Genomic DNA, 19,008 nt, shown 5'->3' with positions numbered 1-19,008 from the left:
CCGCGCACGGGCCCGTCAGTTGATGCCCAGGCGCTTGCGCAAGCCGCGCAGCAGGTAGCTGACCCACGGCCAGAGCAAAGCGCTCATCAGCGCAGGCAGCAACAGGGCCAGGGTAGGTTGACGGTTGCCGGTCAAGGCGCTCAGCCACAGCTGCACCAACTGCGCCAGGCCGAAGACCACGAGAATGACCAGGCTCTGCTGCCACATCGGGAAGATGCGCATGCGCTGGGCCAGGGACAGGATGAGGAAGGTGATGAGGCTGAGGATGAGCGCGTTCTGCCCAAGCAGCGTGCCGAACAGCACGTCCTGCGCCAGCCCCAGGACCCAGGCGGTGGTCATGCCCACCTTGTGCGGTACCGAGAGCGTCCAGTAGGCCAGCAGCAGGGCCAGCCACAGCGGCCGCAATACTTCCATGAACTGCGGCATCGGCGACACACAAAGCAACAGGCCGACGATGAAGGTCACCCAGATGACCCAGCCATTGCGCGAGCGAGTACCCACCATTATTGCCTCTCCCGTGTTGTAGCCGGCGCGGACCGCGAAGGTGTCGCCGGGGTCGTGTGCGCGGGGGTGGCGGCCGGTGCGGTGCTGTGCGCGGGTGTGGCGGATGCGGGTGCAGCGGCAGCGGGCGCCGTCGTCGGCGTCGTCGGAGCGCTGACTTCAGGAGCCGCGCCTTGGCGATCGGCGGCTTCCTGGGCCTGCGCGGCCTCGGTGGCGCGCTGCTCCGGCGAACGGCTGTCGCTGAACACCAGCAACAGATAACGGCTGCGGTTCAGGGCGGCGGTCGGCACCGCGCGCACGATGGCAAAGGGCTGGCCGGAGTCGTGGATGACTTCCTTCACCGTGGCCACCGGATACCCGGCCGGGAAACGCTGCCCCAGACCCGAGCTGACCAGCAGATCGCCTTCCTTGATGTCAGCGGTGTCGGCTACATGGCGCAATTCCAGGCGCTCGGGATTCCCCGTGCCGCTGGCAATGGCGCGCAGGCCGTTGCGGTTGACCTGCACCGGGATGCTGTGGGTGGTGTCGGTGAGCAGCAACACGCGCGAGGTGTAGGGCATCAATTCGACCACCTGCCCCATCAGGCCACGTGCGTCGAGCACCGGCTGACCGAGCACCACACCGTCGCGTTCGCCCTTGTTGATCAGGATGCGATGGGTGAACGGGTTCGGGTCCATGCCGATCAGCTCGGCGACCTCGACCTTTTCGTTCACCAGCGCCGAGGAGTTGAGCAACTCGCGCAGGCGCACGTTCTGCTCGGTCAGCGCCGCCAGCTTTTGCAGGCGACCCTGCAACAACAGAGCTTCGGTCTTGAGTTTCTCGTTTTCGGCCAACAACTCGGTGCGGCTGCCAAACTGGCTGGCAACGCCCTCGTACAAACGCTGTGGCAGATCGGTCACCCAATAGGCACGCATCAGCACCAGCGACATTTCGCTGCGCACGGGCTTGAGCAGAGTGAAGCGCGCGTCGACCACCATCAGCGCGACCGACAGCACGACCAGCACCAACAGGCGCACGCCCAGTGAGGGGCCCTTGGTGAAAAGCGGTTTAATAAGCCGCTCCTCCCAGGCAAATGTTCATGTGGTCATTCATGTGACGGCAAACCGGCCCGGATCGAAAGTACAGGACGCATACAGGTAGCATCGAAGACGCTACCTGTAAACGGCCCCAGGAATCTTTCCCGCGAAGTTACTCGCTGGAGAGCAGATCCATGGTGTGCTTGTCCATCATTTCCAGGGCGCGACCGCCACCACGAGCCACGCACGTCAGCGGGTCTTCGGCGACGATCACCGGCAGGCCGGTTTCCTGGGCCAGCAGCTTGTCGAGGTCGCGCAGCAGCGCGCCACCACCGGTCAGCACCAGGCCGCGCTCGGCGATGTCCGAGGCCAATTCCGGAGGCGACTGCTCCAGCGCGCTCTTGACCGCCTGCACGATTGTGGCCAGGGACTCCTGCAGAGCCTCCAGCACTTCGTTGGAGTTCAGGGTGAAGGCGCGTGGCACGCCCTCGGCCAGGTTGCGGCCGCGCACGTCGACTTCACGCACTTCGCCGCCTGGGTAGGCGGTGCCGATTTCCTGCTTGATGCGCTCGGCGGTGGATTCGCCGATCAGGCTGCCGTAGTTGCGACGCACGTAGGTGACGATGGCTTCGTCGAAGCGGTCGCCGCCCACGCGGACGGACTCGGCGTAGACCACGCCATTGAGCGAGATCAGGGCAATTTCGGTGGTGCCACCGCCGATGTCGACGACCATCGAACCGCGTGCTTCCTCGACCGGCAAACCGGCACCGATGGCGGCTGCCATGGGCTCTTCGATCAGGAACACTTCGCGGGCACCGGCGCCGAGCGCCGATTCACGAATGGCACGACGCTCCACCTGGGTGGACTTGCAAGGCACACAGATCAGCACGCGCGGGCTGGGCTGCAGGAAGCTGTTTTCGTGCACCTTGTTGATGAAATATTGCAGCATCTTTTCGCAGACGCTGAAGTCGGCGATGACGCCGTCCTTCATGGGGCGAATGGCGGCGATGTTGCCGGGGGTACGACCGAGCATGCGCTTGGCTTCGGTACCGACCGCAACGACACTTTTCTGATTACCGTGGGTCCGAATGGCCACAACCGATGGCTCATTCAGAACGATACCGCGCTCACGCACGTAAATAAGGGTGTTGGCAGTGCCCAGGTCGATGGAAAGATCGCTGGAAAACATGCCACGCAGTTTCTTGAACATGGGAAAAGGACCCTAGGCAACGCGTGGGTAAAAAAGTGCGGCAAACTCTAACAACGGCGGGGATTTTGGGCAAGGCGCCAATATGTTAAATTGGCTGTTTTTCCGGGCACGCCTGCACTCGATCGCGGCCATATGACCGCAGAAGTGCGATTGTGTTCCCCAAAACCACGGCCCTGCCGTATTTCATTTTCCACCGGAGACCCCCATGGCGCTTGAACGCTGCGACGTGGAAAAGATCGCTCACCTGGCTCGTCTGGGCCTGAATGACGCCGATCTGCCACGCACCATCGAAGCACTGAACAGCATTCTGGGCCTGGTCGACCAGATGCAAGCGGTCGACACCCGCGGCATCGAACCCCTGGCCCACCCACTGGAAGCGAGCCAGCGGCTGCGCGCCGACCAGGTGACCGAACGCAACCAGCGCGACGCCTACCAGGCCATTGCGCCGGCGGTCGAGAACGGCCTGTACCTGGTTCCGAAAGTCATCGAGTAAAGGGAAAAGAGCCTGCCATGCATCAACTGACACTGGCCGAGATCGCCCGCGGACTCGCCGACAAGAAATTTTCCGCCGAAGAGTTGACCCGCACCCTGCTGGCGCGCATCGCCCAGCTGGACCCGCAGCTCAACAGCTTCATCACCGTCACCCCCGAGCATGCCATCGCCCAGGCACAGGCCGCCGATGCGCGCCGCGCCAAGGGTGAAAGCGGTGCCCTGCTGGGCGTGCCGCTGGCCCACAAGGATCTGTTCTGCACCCAGGGCATCCGCACCAGTTGCGGGTCCAGGATGCTGGACAACTTCGAGGCGCCCTACGATGCCACCGTGGTGGCCAAGCTCAATGCGGCCGGCGCGGTCACTCTGGGCAAGCTGAACATGGACGAATTCGCCATGGGCTCGGCCAACGAGAACAGCCATTACGGCGCGGTGAAAAACCCCTGGAACCTGGCGCACGTGCCCGGCGGCTCGTCGGGCGGTTCGGCTGCGGCCGTGGCCGCGCGTCTGCTGCCAGTGGCCACAGGTACCGACACCGGCGGCTCGATTCGCCAACCCGCCGCCTTCACCAATCTCACCGGCATCAAACCGACCTACGGCCGGGTGTCGCGCTGGGGCATGATCGCCTACGCCTCCAGCCTCGATCAGGCCGGCGTGCTGGCGCGCAACGCCGAAGACTGCGCCCTGCTCCTGCAAGGCATGGCGGGCTTCGATCCGCAGGACTCCACCAGCATCGATGAGCCGGTTCCGGACTACAGCGCCACCCTGGGCGACTCCCTGCAGGGTCTGCGCATCGGCGTGCCAAAGGAATACTTCGGTGCCGGCCTCGACCCGCGCATCGCCGAACGGGTGCAGGCCAGCATCCAGGCGCTGGAAAAACTCGGCGCGGTGATCAAGCACATCAGCCTGCCGAACATGCAGCAGGCGATCGCCGCCTACTACGTGATCGCGCCGGCCGAAGCGTCCTCTAACCTGTCGCGCTTCGATGGCGTGCGCTTCGGCTACCGCTGCGAGAACCCCAAGGATCTGACCGATCTGTACAAGCGTTCGCGCGCCGAAGGCTTCGGGGCGGAAGTGCAGCGCCGCATCATGGTCGGTGCCTATGCCCTGTCGGCCGGCTACTACGACGCCTATTACCTGCAGGCGCAGAAGATTCGCCGCCTGATCAAGAACGATTTCATGGCCGCCTTCGAAGACGTCGACATGATCCTCAGCCCGACCACGCCAAACCCGGCCTGGAAACTGGGGGCCAAGAACGCCGATCCGGTGGCCGCCTACCTGGAAGACATCTACACGATCACCGCCAACCTGGCCGGCCTGCCCGGCCTGTCGATGCCGGCCGGTTTCGTCGATGGCCTGCCGGTCGGCGTGCAACTGCTGGCCCCTTACTTCCAGGAAGGCCGCCTGCTCAACGTGGCGCACCAGTACCAGCAAGTCACCGACTGGCACACTCGCGCGCCTGAAGGCTTCTAAGGAGAAACATCATGCAATGGGAAGTCGTGATCGGGCTGGAGATTCATACCCAGCTCGCCACCCAGTCGAAGATTTTCTCCGGCAGTTCCACCATCTTCGGCTCCGAGCCGAACACCCAGGCCAGCCTGGTCGACCTGGGCATGCCCGGCGTGCTGCCGGTGCTCAACCAGGAAGCCGTGCGCATGGCCGTGATGTTCGGTCTGGCCATCGATGCCGAGATCGGCCAGCACAACGTGTTCGCGCGCAAGAACTACTTCTACCCCGACCTGCCCAAGGGCTACCAGATCAGCCAGATGGAGCTGCCGATCGTCGGCAAGGGCCACCTGGACATTACCCTGGAAGACGGCACGGTCAAGCGCATCGGTGTGACCCGCGCGCACCTGGAAGAGGACGCCGGCAAGAGCCTGCACGAGGACTTCAGCGGCAGCACGGGTATCGACCTCAACCGAGCTGGTACACCGCTGCTGGAAATCGTGTCCGAGCCCGACATGCGCAGCGCCAAGGAAGCCGTGGCCTACGTCAAGGCGATCCATGCGCTGGTCCGCTACCTGGGCATCTGTGACGGCAACATGGCCGAAGGCTCGCTGCGCTGCGACTGCAACGTCTCGATCCGGCCCAAGGGACAGGTCGAGTTCGGCACACGCTGCGAGATCAAGAACGTCAACTCGTTCCGCTTCATCGAACGCGCCATCAACAGCGAGATCGCGCGCCAGATCGAGCTGATCGAGGACGGTGGCAAGGTCGTTCAGCAAACCCGCCTGTACGATCCGAACAAGGACGAGACACGGGCCATGCGCAGCAAGGAGGAAGCCAACGACTACCGTTACTTCCCCGATCCGGACCTGCTGCCGGTGGTGATCGAGGATTCGTTCCTGGAAACCACCCGGGCGACTCTGCCGGAGCTGCCGCCGGCCAAGCGTGAGCGCTTCCAGAACGAGTTTGGTTTGTCCGCGTACGATGCCAGCGTATTGGCTTCGAGCCGCGAGCAGGCTGACTTCTTCGAGCAGGTCGTGGGCAGCTGCGGCGATGCCAAGCTGGCCGCCAACTGGGTCATGGTCGAGCTGGGCAGCCTGCTGAACAAGCAGGGCGTGGAAATCGAGGAGTCGCCGGTCAGCGCCGCGCAACTGGGTGGCATGCTGCAGCGCATCAAGGACAACACCATCTCCGGCAAGATCGCCAAGATGGTCTTCGAAGCCATGGCCAATGGTGAAGGCGATGCCGACCAGATCATCGAGGCGCGCGGCCTGAAACAGGTCACCGACAGCGGTGCCATCGAGAAGGTGCTGGACGAAGTGTTGGCCGCCAACGCCGAGCAGGTCGAACAGTACCGTGCGGCAGACGAGGCCAAACGCGGCAAGATGTTCGGCTTCTTCGTCGGCCAGGCCATGAAAGCGTCCAAGGGCAAGGCCAACCCGCAGCAGGTCAACGAGTTACTCAAGAGCAAGCTGGCCGGTTGATGCAACAGCGCACCCCCTGTAACAGCGGCGCAAGCCGCGTGTGGCCCCGACGCGGTGAATCAGACGGACCGGGAATACCGCCGACGCGGCTTGCACCGCTGCTACGGGGGGCTTGTTCATTTGGGCGTCATGCCGTTTGTGCCGGCGCGATTGCGTTGTTGGCCGGTTGCGCCAGCCAGAACGGCATCATCGACCCCCGTGGTTACGACCGTGACGGGGTCGCCTCCTATTACGGCGCGCGCCACCATGGCGCTCGCACGGCCAGTGGCGAACGCTTCGATCAGTACGGCCTGACTGCGGCCCACCGCCAGCTGCCATTCGGCACCCGAGTGGTGGTGACCAATCTGGCCAACCAGCGCAACGTCATCGTGCGGATCAACGACCGTGGTCCTCAGTCGCGCGGGCGCTTGATCGATGTGTCCAAGGGCGCGGCAGAAAAACTGGGCATGCTGCGCAGCGGCACCGCTCGCGTGCGTGTGCAAACCCTGCAAGACTGACTCGGAGCCGCCGTCATTTTCAATCTCGCCACCTTGCCCGGACCCACCTTGCTGCAATTGTTCACAGGGCTGTTGCTGCTGATTGCCGGGGCCGAATGGCTGGTGCGCGGCGCCGTGCGCCTGGCGGCTGCGCTGAAGGTCAGGCCACTGGTGGTGGGCCTGGGCGTGGTGGCGCTGGGCAGCAGTGCGCCGCAGCTGGCGGTCAGCCTGCAGGCGACGTTCGTCGGTACGCCCGACATCGCCGTGGGCAGCCTGGTGGGCAGCAACATCTTCAGCTTGCTGGTGACCTTGGGGTTATCCGCGCTGATCATTCCGTTGCGGGTGTCCCGGCAACTGCTGCGGCTCGATATCCCGTTGCTGATCGGCGCCAGTGCGCTGGTATTCGGACTGGCCTTGAACGAGCAACTGGGGCGCCTGGAAGGCGGCATCCTGCTCCTGGGCCTGGTCGGCTACCTGGGCGTGTTATGGCGCCAGTCGCGGCATCCGGGCCGGGTGGCGACGCCACAGGGCACCGCCCCCTGGCTCAAGTGCCTGGGCATGATGCTCGGCGGTTTGCTGCTGCTGGTTGCCGGAAGCCACTGGTTACTGGAAGCGGCGCTGGAACTGGCCACCGATTTCGGCCTGTCGGATCGGGTGATCGGATTGACCATCGTGGCCGTCGGCACCTCTCTTCCGGAATTGGCCACCTCGCTCGTGGCCGCGTTGCGCGGTCACCGTGAGATTGCGGTGGGTAACGTGATCGGCAGCAACCTGTTCAACCTGCTCGGCGTGCTAGGCCTGACCGCCGTTCTGGCGCCAGCACCCTTGAGCGTTTCGCCCAATGCGCTGGATTTCGACCTGCCGGTCATGCTGGGCGTCACGCTGCTGTGCCTGCCCCTGTTCTACTCGGGATACCGCGTCACACGGGTCGAGGGGCTGGTGCTGCTGGGGCTCTACGCTGCCTATGGCCTGCATGTGGTGACCTTCACCACGGGCATGCCGCTGGCGGCGAGACTGGAAGAGCTGATGCTGTTCTACGTGCTGCCAGTGCTGGCGGCGGTGGTGCTCTGGGGCACCCTGCGCGCCTGGCGTCGACAGCACTGAACGACGCGCCCTACCCCTGGCGCTTCTTGAACATCCAGGCCACGGCCAGCACCCCAAGCCATACGGGAATCAACAGCACCGAAATGCGGATGCCTGGGGTCATGTACATGATCACCAGAATCGCTGCCAGGAACGCCAGGCATACCCAGTTGGTGATCGGGTAGCCCCAGCTCGGAAAGAACGTTGCATGACCGTTGGCGCGCATGGCCTTGCGGAATTTCAGGTGGGTGATACTGATGATGCCCCAGTTGATGACCAGCGCAGAGACGGCCAGCGCCATCAGCAAGCCAAACGCCTCGCCCGGCATCAGGTAGTTGATGAGCACGCTCAAGCCGGTTGCCAGCGCGGAAATCCCCAGTGCTTTCATGGGCACGCCACGGCGGTTGACCTTGAGCAAGGTCTTGGGTGCATCACCCTGCACCGCCAGGCCGAACAGCATGCGGCTATTGCAATAGACGCAGCTGTTGTAGACCGACAGCGCTGCGGTCAGCACCACCACATTGAGTACGGTAGCCACCACGTTGCTGTCCAGCGCGTGGAAGATCATCACGAACGGACTGCCGCCCTCGACCACTTTCTGCCACGGGTACAGCGACAGCAGGATGGTCAAGGCGCCCACGTAGAACAGCAGGATGCGGTAGATCACCTGGTTGGTGGCCTTGGGTATGCTGCGCTTGGGATCATCGGCTTCGGCGGCGGTGATGCCGACCAGTTCCAGGCCGCCGAAGGAGAACATGATCACCGCCATGGCCAGGGTCAGGCCCCCGATGCCGTTGGGGAAGAAGCCACCGTATTGCCAAAGGTTGGCAACGCTGGCATCAGGCCCGCCATTGCCGGTGGCCAGCATCCAGGCGCCGAAGCCGATCATGCTGACGATGGCCGCCACCTTGATCAACGAGAACCAGAACTCCATCTCGCCATAGATCTTCACCTGGAACATGTTGATCGCGTTGATCAGCACGAAGAACACCGCGGCCGAAGCCCAGGTGGGCACGTCCGGCCACCAGTACTTGATGTAGATGCCCACGGCGGTGAGCTCGGCCATGCCCACCAGCACGTACAGCACCCAGTAGTTCCAGCCGGACATGAACCCGGCCAGGCCACTCCAGTAGCGGTTGGCGAAATGGCTGAAGGTCCCGGTGACCGGTTCCTCGACGACCATCTCACCGAGCTGGCGCATGATGAAGAAAGCGATCAGGCCGCCGATGGCGTAGCCCAGGATCACCGAAGGGCCGGCCATGCCGATGGTCTGGGCAATGCCCAGAAACAGGCCGGTGCCGATGGCGCCGCCCAGGGCAATGAGCTGGATATGCCTGTTTTTCAGACCCCGATGCAGACCTTCGGGGGTGGATTGATCATCCATTGCGGTTCCTTAGCGGGTAAATGCTTGCCGGTGGGCAAGCAGCGTCTAGATCCAGCCGCCCCACTGCAACAGGAAAATTCCGATATTGGTGGTGATGGCCGCCGCCAGGGTGGTGATCACGATGATGGCGGCGGCGAGCGAATAGTTGCCGCCGCTGGCCCGCACCATGACATAACCGACCGAGGCCGAAGGAGCGCCAATATACAGGAACAGAATGCCCAGTTCCGCCCCGCGAAAGCCCAACAGCCAGGCACCGAATGTACCGACGATCGGCAGCAGGATCATTTTCACCGCGCTGGCGCTCAGGGCCACCGAACCGCTGCTGCGCAAGGCCGCCAGCGACAGGGTGCCGCCGATGCAGATCAGTGCCAGCGGCAGGCTCATCTGCGCGACGTAATCGGCAGAAGTCAGGATCCAGTTGGGGATGGGCACCTGCAGCCAGGCGAAGGGCACGGCCGTGACCACGCTGATGATCAGCGGGTTGACCAGGATGCTCTTGCAGATGCTCAAGGGGTCGGACTTGATGTTGGGGCTGTAGATCGCCAGCACCACGACGGACAAGGAGTTGTAGAGCACGATCACCAGGCCCGCGAGGATCGAGCCCAGAGAGATGCCGTAGTCACCATACATGCTGCCGGCCAGAGCCAGGCCAATGACGCCGTTGTTGCCGCGAAATGCGCCTTGGGTGAAGACGCCGCGATCGACCTCCGGACAACGCTTGGTGGCGATCCACCAGGCGATGGCGAAGCTGCCCACCGTGGCCACCACGAAATACACCAGCAAACCGGGCTTGAGCGCCGAGCGCAGGTCGGCATGGTAGATGCCCAGGAACAGCAAGGACGGCATGCAGACGTTGAACACCAAGGCCGAGGCGGTCTTGATGAAGTTATCGTTGATCCACTCGATCCGCTTCAGCCCATAGCCCAAAAACAGCATGGCGAACACCGGAGCGGTCACGTTCAGGGTCTGCAGAAATAGGGCCAGCATGCCGGGGGAACCTGTTGCCTGGAGTCAGACGACAATGATAGCGAGGATAGGGGAATGAGGCGGGGAAATTCTGGCAAAGCCTGTGTCTGGAGCAGCCGCTTGGAGGGCAGCGGGCTCGTCGCCTGCCCCGCTCCCACAAAGATCCCCAGCACCTGCAAGATCCCCGTAGGAGCGGTCAGCGGCCGCGCACGCCGCACCGCGGTTCCGAAGCTTACTGCGGACCCATCTTGTCCATCAGCGCAGCGAGCATTTCATACTCTTCGCCAGTCAGGTCGGTCAGCGGGGTGCGCACCGGACCTGCGTCGTAACCTGCGATCTTGGCGCCGGCCTTGACGATACTGACGGCATAGCCCGACTTGCGGTTGCGGATGTCCAGGTAAGGCAGGAAGAAGTCATCGATCAACTTGCCTACGGTGACGTGATCGTCAGCGGCGATCGCGTGGTAGAAGTCCATCGCGGTCTTCGGGATGAAGTTGAACACGGCGGACGAATAGACCGGTACGCCCAGCGCCTTGTAGGCAGCAGCATAGACTTCGGCGGTCGGCAGGCCACCCAGGTAGCTGAAACGGTCGCCCAGACGGCGACGGATCGACACCATCAGTTCGATATCGCCCAAGCCGTCCTTGTAGCCGATCAGGTTCGGGCAGGTTTCGGCCAGACGCTCGAGCAGCAGTGCGTTCAGACGGCAGACGTTGCGGTTGTAGACGATGACGCCGATGTTGACCGATTTGCACACGGCTTCGACGTGGGCGGCCACGCCGTCCTGGCTGGCTTCGGTCAGGTAGTGCGGCAACAGCAACAGACCCTTGGCGCCCAGGCGCTCGGCTTCCTGCGCATATTCGATGGCCTGGCGAGTGGAACCGCCCACACCGGCGAGGATAGGCACGCTTTTGGCGCAAGTGTCGACCGCAGTCTTGATCACCTGCGAGTATTCGCTGGCAGCGAGGGAGAAGAACTCACCGGTACCGCCGGCAGCGAACAGCGCGCTGGCGCCATACGGGGCAAGCCATTCCAGGCGCTTGATATAGCCCTCGCGGTGGAAGTCGCCTTGGGCAGTGAAGTCGGTTACCGGGAAAGACAGCAAGCCGTGGTTGAGGATGGACTTTAGTTCTTGTGGATTCATTGTTTGAACACCCTGGGTCGCATGGAAAATTGAACAACCAAGCAGCCATGGCTGGCTGATGTCGTACGTCATCGTACAACTACTCCAAGTGTTCCTCAATAGCCGGAACGAAGTATTTTCAGATTGTTCACCATGCACCGCCCACAGGATCCCTGTAGCAGCGGCGCGAGCCGCGTCAGGTTTCACCGCGGGGTATCAGACAAATCACCTTGGCCGCCGACGCGGCTTGCGCCGCTGCTACAGAGGGTCGCGGTGTCCCTGTAGCAGCGGCGCGAGCCGCGTCAGGTTTCACCGCGGGGTATCAGACAAATCACCTTGGCCGCCGACGCGGCTTGCGCCGCTGCTACAGAGGGTCGCGGTGTCCCTGTAGCAGCGGCGCGAGCCGCGTCAGGTTTCACCGCGGGGTATCAGAAAGATCACCTTGGCCGCCGACGCGGCTTGCGCCGCTGCTACAGGGGTTGCGGTGCTTCTGTAGCAGCGGCGCGAGCCGCGTCAGGTGCACCATGGGGTATCAGGAATCGCCTTGAGGCGATCAGGCCGTGCCGGCTTCGGCTTCCTGGTGGGCCTGGCGCAGGCGTTCGCGGCTGTTGGTCAGGTGCAGGCGCATGGCGGCGCGTGCCGCATCGGAATCCTGACGGGCAATGGCGTCGTAGATTTCCTCGTGCTCGCGGCTGAGACGGGTCATGTAGTGCTGCTGGTCATCGTGCGCCAAGCGCGCCGAATTCAGCCGGGTACGGGGAATGATGCTGGTGCCCAGGTGCGTCATGATGTCGGTGAAGTACCGGTTGCCAGTGGACAAGGCGATCTGCAGGTGGAACTGGAAATCGGATGCCACGGCGTCACTGGCATGGGCCGCGCTTTCGTTCAGCGCATCGAGCGCCGCGCGCATGGCCGCCAGCTGTTCGTCGGAGCGTCGGCTGGCAGCCAGACCGGCGGACTCCACTTCCAGGCTGATGCGCAGCTCCAGCACCGCGAGCACGTCGCGCAACGTGACGATGGTCGCCGGATCGATGCGAAAGCCACTCGGGCTCGGCGTATCCAGCACGAAAGTGCCGATGCCATGGCGGGTCTCGACCTGCCCCGCCGCCTGCAGCCGGGAAATGGCTTCACGCACCACCGTGCGGCTGACGCCCTGCTCTTCCATGATGGCCGACTCGGTAGGCAGTTTGTCGCCCCGCTTGAGTTCGCCATCGAGAATACGCTGGGTCAGCACGGCCACCAGTTCCTGGGCCAGGCTGCGCGGTTTGCGACGGGCGCGTGGGGCGGCGCTCTGAGTATCCATAGTGAAAGTCATTCTCGAAACGGTCGGTGATTGGAGCAATCATAGCCTAAAGCAGGTTGTACGATCATGGCATGAGTGGCCGCAATGCCCAGCACGCGGGCAAATGCCGCCAGCCGATGCACGCAAGGCGCCAACCAGAGCATGCGCCGCGGATTCAGCGCCGAACCGGACGCTTCTGCAATTTGCGTTGCAGGGTGCGTCGGTGCATACCCAACGCCCGCGCCGTGGCAGAAATGTTGCCCGCGTGCTCGGTGAGCACCCGCTGGATGTGCTCCCATTGCAGGCGGTCCACCGACATGGGGTTTTCCGGCACTAGGCTATCGAGGTCGGCGTGTTCGGCCGACAGCGCAGCCAGCACGTCGTCGGCGTCGGCCGGCTTGCACAGGTAGTTGCAGGCGCCACGCTTGATCGCCTCCACTGCGGTCGCGATGCTGGAATAGCCGGTGAGGATCACCACACGCATCTCCGGGTCCAGCTCCAGCAGCTTGGGCAGCAGCACCAGGCCCGAATCGCCTTCCATTTTCAGGTCCAGCGCGGCGTAGTCCGGCACGTCGTCCTGGGCCAGCTTCAAGCCTTCCTCGGCGCTGCCCGCGGTACTCACGCGAAAGCCTCGGCGGCTCATGGCGCGGGCCATGACACGGGTGAAGGTGGCGTCATCATCTACCAACAACAAATGTGGCAGTTCTTCGCCTTCGACTTGGTGTTCGTCAGTCATCGATCATCTCCTCGGACGCCACGGGGCAGACGCAGCTCGGTGAGCGTGCCGCCCTCTTCATGACTATAGAGTTTTACCGAGCCGCCGGCGCGAGTCACGCTGGCTTTGCTCAAGAACAGGCCGAGGCCGAAGCCTTTGCCCTTTGTGGTGAAGAACGGCTTGCCGATCTGCTCGGCAATCGCCAGGGGAACACCCGCTCCGTGGTCACGGATCGAGATGAAAATGTCTACGCTGTCCCAGTCCAGCCTGACCTCGAGGTTGTCGGGGCAGGCATCGGCGGCGTTGTTGAGCAGGTTGAGCAGCGCCTGGGTCAGGTCCGGCGGCGGCGCCAGATGGGGAACCTCGCCCTGGCCCTGGCGGTGGAAGCGGTAGCTGGATTCGGGACGCATCAAGTGCCAGCGATTCAGGGCTTCGTCGAGCCAGGCGGTCACGGGTTGATCGACCACAGCCATGCGCCGATTGGCCTCGGCGGCGCGCACCAGCTGCTGCAGGGTTTCCTTGCACAGCTTGACCTGATCCTGCAGCACCTGCAGGTCTTCCTGCAGTTCGGGCTGGGGATGGTCCTGGCGCATCTCCTTGAGCAGCACGCTCATGGTGGCCAGTGGCGTACCCAACTCATGCGCGGCACCGGCGGCCTCGGTGGCCACGGCCAGCAGTTGCTGGTCACGCAGACCCTCTTCGCGGCGCTGCGCACGCAGTTGTTCCTGGCGGCGCAACTCTTCGGCCATCTTGGCGGCGAAGAAGGTGATTACCGAAGCGGCCAGGGCAAAGCTCAACCACATGCCGTAGATCTGCAGGTTCTCACGACCGATCGGCAATGCGTCGAGGGGATAGAAATGCGCCAGCATGAAGGTGTAGCACGCCAGGGCGATCCCGGACAGCACCAGGGAATAGACCCAGGGCAGGGTCACGGCGGCGATGGTCAGCGGCACCAGGTAATAGGAAACGAACGGGTTGGCACCGCCGCCCGAGTAGTACAGCAGGACACTGTGGATGAGCAGGTCGCAGGCCAGTTGCAAGGCGTATTCAAGTTCGGTGACCGGCAACGAGAAGCGCAGGCGCAGCACGGTCAGCGCGCAGAGTATGGCCGACACCGCCAGGGTGGTGCTCAACGCCAGCCACGGCAAGGGCAACAGGTGCGTGAGGTAGGCGAAGCCGACCGAGCCGGCCTGAGCGGCCAGTACCAGCGTGCGGATGAAGGTCAGGCGCCAGAGGTTCTGGCGTGAAGCGGAAAGAGGCATAGGGTGGGCGAGCATTTGCTCTCCAGTGAGCGCTGCAGGCGGGTCGGTGCAAGTATAACCAACTCGACGCGTCGACAGCGAAAAGTGCGGCAAATGACCGCGTCGCAAGTGCAGGCCTTGGGTTTATCGTAAAAGGTGGCCTGTCCATGCAGCCCCCTCAGGAACCGCATCCGGCCTGGCCAGTCTTACGCAGCACCTACAACAAGGAGTTTTCCATGCCCGTCATCACCCGCAGCGCCGCTCTGGTCCTTGGCGCAAGCCTGTTGTCCAGCCTCCCTGCCCTGGCCGACGAGGCCCGCTACAACCAGATTTCCCTGCGTGCCGAGGTCAGCCAGGAAGTGCCTCGCGACCTGATGCTCGTGACCCTCTACAGCGAGGAGCAGAATGCCGACCCGGCCAAGCTGGCCGCCGGTATCAGCGACACGTTGAACAAGGCCCTGGCCCAGGCCCGCGAAGTCAAAGGCGTGATCGTCCGCCAGGGCAGTCGCAACAGCTATCCGATCTACGATGACAAGGGCCAGACCATCACCGGCTGGCGCGAGCGCGCCGAAGTGCGCCTTGAAAGCGCCGACTTCCCGGCCCTGTCCAAACTCACCGGCGAACTGCTGCAGAGCCTGAAGATGGGCGCCATGGACTTCTCCATCGCCGACAAGACCCGCAAGCAGAGCGAAGACGCCCTGCTCAAGGAAGCCGTGGCTGCGTTCAAAGCCCGCGCGCAACTGGCTACCGACGCCCTGGGCGGCAAGAGCTACAAGGTGGTCAACCTCAACCTCAACAGCGCTGGCTACCCTCGCCCCTACGCCTCGGCGCCGATGATGATGAAGGCCGCTCGCGCCGACGCGGCTCCGGTGACCCCCGACGTAGAAGCGGGCACCAGCGAGGTCAGCATCAATGCCGACGGCGTCATCGAAGTCGTGATGCCTTGATAGGCTGACGCTTTCGTCAAAGGCAGAATCCGCTCCCGCAGGACGGATTCTGTCCGCAAACATCACTCCCCGAGTCCCTCCCTTCGTCTATCGAGGCCCAATATGGATATCCCCGCCTTCAAGCCCCTGCTCCTTACCGCCGCCCTGTGCGCCGGGATGCCCATGGCCCAGGCCGCGAGTACGCTGGTGTACTGCTCCGAAGCCAGCCCTGCCGGTTTCGATCCCAGCCAGTACACCAGTGGTACCGATTTCGACGCCTCGGCGGAAACCGTCTTCAATCGCCTGACCCAGTTCAAGCGCGGCGGCACCGAAGTCGAACCGGGGCTGGCCACTTCCTGGGACGTCTCCCCGGACGGCTTGACCTACACCTTTCACCTGCGCGAAGGCGTCAAGTTCCACACCACCGACTACTTCACGCCCACCCGCGATTTCAACGCGGACGACGTGCTGTTCACCTTCCAGCGCCTGCTCGACCCCGAGCATCCATTCCGCAAGGCCTACCCTTCGGAATCGCCCTATTTCACCGACATGGGCCTGAACACCAACATCAAGTCGGTCAGCAAACAAGACCCGCATACCGTGGTCTTCACGCTGAACACGGTCGACGCCGCCTTTGTGCAGAACCTGGCGATGAGTTTCGCTTCGGTGCAGTCCGCCGAATACGCCGACCAGTTGCTCAAGCAGGGCAAGGCCGCCGACATCAACCAGAAACCCATCGGCACCGGCCCGTTCGTGTTCAAGCGCTACCAGAAGGATTCGCAGATCCGCTACACCGCCAACAAGGCGTACTGGAAACCCGAGGACGTCAAGCTCGACAACCTGATCTTCTCCATCAGTACCGATGCTGCGGTGCGCCTGCAGAAGCTGAAGGCTGGCGAATGCCAGGTCAGCGGCTATCCACGGCCGGCCGACATCGACGTGATGAAACAGGACCCCAACCTGCGCGTGCTCAGCCAGCCGGGCTTCAACCTGGGTTTCCTGGCCTACAACGTGACCCATCCGCCGCTCGACCAGCTCAAGGTGCGTCAGGCCCTGGACATGGCGATCGACAAGCCGGCCATCATCAAGGCGGTGTATCAGAGCGCCGGTCAGTTGGCGCAGAACGCCCTGCCCCCTGCGCAATGGTCGTATGACACCCGAATCAAGGACGCGCCCTACGACATTACCAAGGCCCGCGCCCTGCTCAAGGAAGCCGGAATAAAAGAGGGCACGACCATCGACCTGTGGGCCATGACGGTGCAGCGTGCGTCCAACCCCAATGCGCGCATGTCGGCGCAGATGATCCAGAACGACTGGGCCAAGATCGGCATCAAGGCCAACATCGTCAGTTATGAATGGGGCGAGTACATCAAGCGCGCCAAGAATGGCGAGCACGACACCATGATCTACGGGTGGACCGGCGACAATGGCGATCCGGACAACTGGCTCGGCGTGCTCTACAGCTGCGCGGCGGTCAAGGGCAGCAACTACGCCAAATGGTGCGATCCAGCCTACGACAAGCTCATCCAGCAGGCCAAACTGAGCAGCGATCGCGATGAACGCGTGAAGCTGTACCAGCAGGCGCAGGCCATACTCAAGCAACAGGTGCCGATCACCCCGATCGCCAACTCCACGGTCTTCCAACCCATGCGCAAGGAAGTCCAGGATTTCCGCATCAGCCCCTTCGGCCTGACGCCTTTCTATGGTGTCAGCCTTTCGCAGTGATACCGAACGCCCCATTGCAGTGCGTCATCGTGGTGCAATGGGGTCGATAAGTGTGCATTGAGTGGCCAAATGTAGTTGAACATGCGTTCAACTACCGAAAAACTTACATCGATGCGACATTCGTGTACGCCCGTCCCACCGTTTCAGGTGCGATACACCGCAAACGGTTGATTTGGGTATGCCGCCTGCATAAGTATCGGCCAGGTCGACTCACAAGGTCGTCCTCATTCTTAAAATGACAACAACTGAGGCCACCATGCTCAAAACCGCGGTCATTCCGTTCATCGTCGGGGCCGGCCTGCTCGCCAGCGCCCCTTTCGCCCATGCTGCGAGCAACCTTGTATTCTGCTCTGAAGGCAGTCCGGCGGGTTTTGACCCGGCGCTGTATACCAGTGGTACGGATTTCGACGCTTCGGCAGAAACCGTCTTCAACCGTCTGAGCCAGTTCGAGCGTGGCGGCACCGCAGTCATCCCGGGGCTGGCTACCAGCTGGGACATCTCCGAAGACGCCCTGACCTACACCTTCCACCTGCGCGAAGGGGTCAAGTTCCACACCACCGACTACTTCAAGCCGTCCCGTGAATTCAACGCCGACGACGTGCTGTTCACTTTCAACCGCATGATCGACAAGAACATGCCGTTCCGCAAAGCCTATCCGACCGAGTTCCCGTACTTCACCGACATGGGCATGGACGAGAACATCACCAACATCGAGAAGCTCGACGATCACACCGTCCGCTTCACCTTGAAGACGGTCGACGCCGCGTTCATCCAGAACATGGCCATGAGCTTCGCTTCGATCCAGTCCGCCGAATACGCCGCCCAGTTGCTCAAGCAGGGCAAGGCCGCCGACATCAACCAGAAGCCGATCGGCACCGGCCCGTTCGTGTTCAATCGCTATCAGAAAGACGCGCAGATTCGCTACAAGGGCAACAAGGATTACTGGAACCCGGCTGACGTGAAGATCGACAACCTGATCTTCGCCATCACCACCGATGCATCCGTGCGCATGCAGAAGCTCAAGAAGAACGAATGCCAGGTCAGCGTCTATCCACGTCCGGCCGATCTCAAGCCGCTCAAGGAAGACAAGAACCTGCAGATGCCCGACCAGGCTGGCTTCAACCTGGGATACATCGCCTACAACGTGACCCACGAACCACTGGGCAACCTCAAGGTTCGCCAGGCGCTGGACATGGCGGTGAACAAGCAGAGCATCATCGAGGCCGTTTACCAGGGCGCCGGTCAATTGGCCGTCAACGCCATGCCGCCGACCCAATGGTCCTATGACACGAGCATCAAGGACGCCGGCTACAACGTGGAAGAGGCCAAGAAGCTGCTCAAGGAAGCCGGCGTCAAGGAAGGCACCGAGATCACCCTGTGGGCCATGCCGGTACAGCGTCCCTACAACCCCAACGCCAAGCTGATGGCCGAAATGCTGCAGTCGGACTGGGCCAAGGTGGGTATCAAGGCCAAGATCGTCAGCTACGAGTGGGGTGAATACCTCAAGCGCGCCAAGGCCGGCGAGACCGATGCCATGCTGATCGGCTGGAGCGGCGACAACGGTGACCCGGACAACTGGCTGGGCACCCTGTACGGTTGCGATGCGGTGAACGGCAACAACTTCTCCAAGTGGTGCGACAAGGACTACGACCAGTTGATCAAGACCGCCAAGGCCACGCCCGATCAGGCCAAGCGCACCGAGCTGTACAAACAGGCCCAGGTGCGCCTCAAGCAACAGGTGCCGATCACCCCGATCGCGCACTCCACGGTCTACCAGCCCATGAGCGCCAAGGTCACCGACTTCAAGATCAGCCCCTTTGGCTTGAACTCGTTCTATGGCGTGGGCGTGAAGGACTGAACCAGGCACCTCCCCTAATGGAAGCGGGCGATGGACCGGCAGGTCCAGCGCCCATTCGCTTGCATTAACGCCAGGATTTTTCC

General features: G+C 62.9%; 17 protein-coding genes. 8 read left to right on the top strand and 9 right to left on the bottom strand.

Annotated features, from left to right (window positions below):
• Positions 1–15: 15 nt before the first annotated feature.
• From mreD to mreB, 3 genes are all read right to left on the bottom strand, one after another.
• A complete protein-coding gene (gene mreD / locus BLV18_RS03905; protein ID WP_056845012.1) occupies positions 16–504 on the bottom strand; it encodes a rod shape-determining protein MreD in 489 nt (162 codons plus the stop codon).
• Positions 504–1,553 carry a rod shape-determining protein MreC gene (gene mreC, locus BLV18_RS03900; RefSeq protein ID WP_090356471.1) on the bottom strand — a complete coding sequence of 350 codons (1,050 nt, stop codon included), beginning with the start codon at positions 1,551–1,553 and terminating at the stop codon, positions 504–506. Before mreC ends, mreD begins: the two co-directional genes overlap by 1 nt.
• Before the next feature lie 136 nt (positions 1,554–1,689).
• Positions 1,690–2,727 carry a rod shape-determining protein MreB gene (mreB, locus tag BLV18_RS03895; RefSeq protein ID WP_008371426.1) on the bottom strand — a complete coding sequence of 346 codons (1,038 nt, stop codon included), beginning with the start codon at positions 2,725–2,727 and terminating at the stop codon, positions 1,690–1,692.
• 205 nt (positions 2,728–2,932) lie between these two features.
• Between mreB and gatC the strand changes: the two genes are divergently transcribed.
• The 5 genes from gatC (at position 2,933) to BLV18_RS03870 (ending at position 7,726) form a co-directional block, all read left to right on the top strand.
• On the top strand, positions 2,933–3,220 hold the full coding sequence (gene gatC, locus BLV18_RS03890) for an Asp-tRNA(Asn)/Glu-tRNA(Gln) amidotransferase subunit GatC (protein ID WP_043186652.1): 288 nt from the start codon (positions 2,933–2,935) through the stop codon (positions 3,218–3,220).
• 17 nt (positions 3,221–3,237) lie between these two features.
• The gene (gene gatA / locus BLV18_RS03885) at positions 3,238–4,689 is read left to right on the top strand and encodes an Asp-tRNA(Asn)/Glu-tRNA(Gln) amidotransferase subunit GatA (protein ID WP_090356469.1); all 1,452 of its coding nucleotides are present in this window, start codon (positions 3,238–3,240) and stop codon (positions 4,687–4,689) included.
• 11 nt (positions 4,690–4,700) lie between these two features.
• Positions 4,701–6,146 (top strand): Asp-tRNA(Asn)/Glu-tRNA(Gln) amidotransferase subunit GatB, encoded by a 1,446-nt coding sequence (gatB, locus tag BLV18_RS03880; protein ID WP_090356467.1) that lies wholly within the window; start codon positions 4,701–4,703, stop codon positions 6,144–6,146.
• A 98-nt stretch (positions 6,147–6,244) separates the two neighbouring features.
• A complete protein-coding gene (locus BLV18_RS03875; protein WP_425272641.1) occupies positions 6,245–6,643 on the top strand; it encodes a septal ring lytic transglycosylase RlpA family protein in 399 nt (132 codons plus the stop codon).
• A 48-nt stretch (positions 6,644–6,691) separates the two neighbouring features.
• Positions 6,692–7,726 carry a calcium/sodium antiporter gene (locus BLV18_RS03870; protein ID WP_090356463.1) on the top strand — a complete coding sequence of 345 codons (1,035 nt, stop codon included), beginning with the start codon at positions 6,692–6,694 and terminating at the stop codon, positions 7,724–7,726.
• Between the two features lie 10 nt (positions 7,727–7,736).
• On the opposite strand, the gene BLV18_RS03865 is transcribed toward BLV18_RS03870, so the two are convergent.
• From BLV18_RS03865 to BLV18_RS03840, 6 genes are all read right to left on the bottom strand, one after another.
• Positions 7,737–9,089 (bottom strand): amino acid permease, encoded by a 1,353-nt coding sequence (locus tag BLV18_RS03865; RefSeq protein ID WP_049860559.1) that lies wholly within the window; start codon positions 9,087–9,089, stop codon positions 7,737–7,739.
• Between the two features lie 45 nt (positions 9,090–9,134).
• Entirely contained in the window at positions 9,135–10,076 is a 942-nt protein-coding gene (locus tag BLV18_RS03860) for an AEC family transporter (RefSeq protein ID WP_049860558.1), read from the bottom strand.
• Between the two features lie 211 nt (positions 10,077–10,287).
• Entirely contained in the window at positions 10,288–11,199 is a 912-nt protein-coding gene (kdgD, locus tag BLV18_RS03855; RefSeq protein ID WP_090356461.1) for a 5-dehydro-4-deoxyglucarate dehydratase, read from the bottom strand.
• Positions 11,200–11,731: 532 nt separating this feature from the next.
• The gene (locus BLV18_RS03850; RefSeq protein ID WP_090356459.1) at positions 11,732–12,481 is read right to left on the bottom strand and encodes a FadR/GntR family transcriptional regulator; all 750 of its coding nucleotides are present in this window, start codon (positions 12,479–12,481) and stop codon (positions 11,732–11,734) included.
• Between the two features lie 154 nt (positions 12,482–12,635).
• A complete protein-coding gene (locus tag BLV18_RS03845; RefSeq protein WP_090356457.1) occupies positions 12,636–13,196 on the bottom strand; it encodes a response regulator transcription factor in 561 nt (186 codons plus the stop codon).
• Entirely contained in the window at positions 13,193–14,452 is a 1,260-nt protein-coding gene (locus tag BLV18_RS03840; protein WP_049861921.1) for an ATP-binding protein, read from the bottom strand. Before BLV18_RS03840 ends, BLV18_RS03845 begins: the two co-directional genes overlap by 4 nt.
• Before the next feature lie 200 nt (positions 14,453–14,652).
• Here BLV18_RS03840 and BLV18_RS03835 point away from each other — a divergent pair, with 200 nt between their 5' ends.
• From BLV18_RS03835 to BLV18_RS03825, 3 genes are all read left to right on the top strand, one after another.
• Positions 14,653–15,363: an SIMPL domain-containing protein gene (locus BLV18_RS03835; protein WP_049861920.1), complete on the top strand. Its 711-nt coding sequence runs from the start codon at positions 14,653–14,655 to the stop codon at positions 15,361–15,363.
• A gap of 102 nt (positions 15,364–15,465) precedes the next feature.
• Positions 15,466–17,067 (top strand): ABC transporter substrate-binding protein, encoded by a 1,602-nt coding sequence (locus BLV18_RS03830; RefSeq protein ID WP_090356454.1) that lies wholly within the window; start codon positions 15,466–15,468, stop codon positions 17,065–17,067.
• A gap of 256 nt (positions 17,068–17,323) precedes the next feature.
• A complete protein-coding gene (locus tag BLV18_RS03825; protein ID WP_049861918.1) occupies positions 17,324–18,925 on the top strand; it encodes an ABC transporter substrate-binding protein in 1,602 nt (533 codons plus the stop codon).
• Positions 18,926–19,008 lie beyond the last annotated feature (83 nt).

Source organism: Pseudomonas coleopterorum (assembly GCF_900105555.1).
GTDB lineage: Bacteria > Pseudomonadota > Gammaproteobacteria > Pseudomonadales > Pseudomonadaceae > Aquipseudomonas > Aquipseudomonas coleopterorum.
This window is presented reverse-complemented; position numbering and strand designations above follow the sequence as displayed.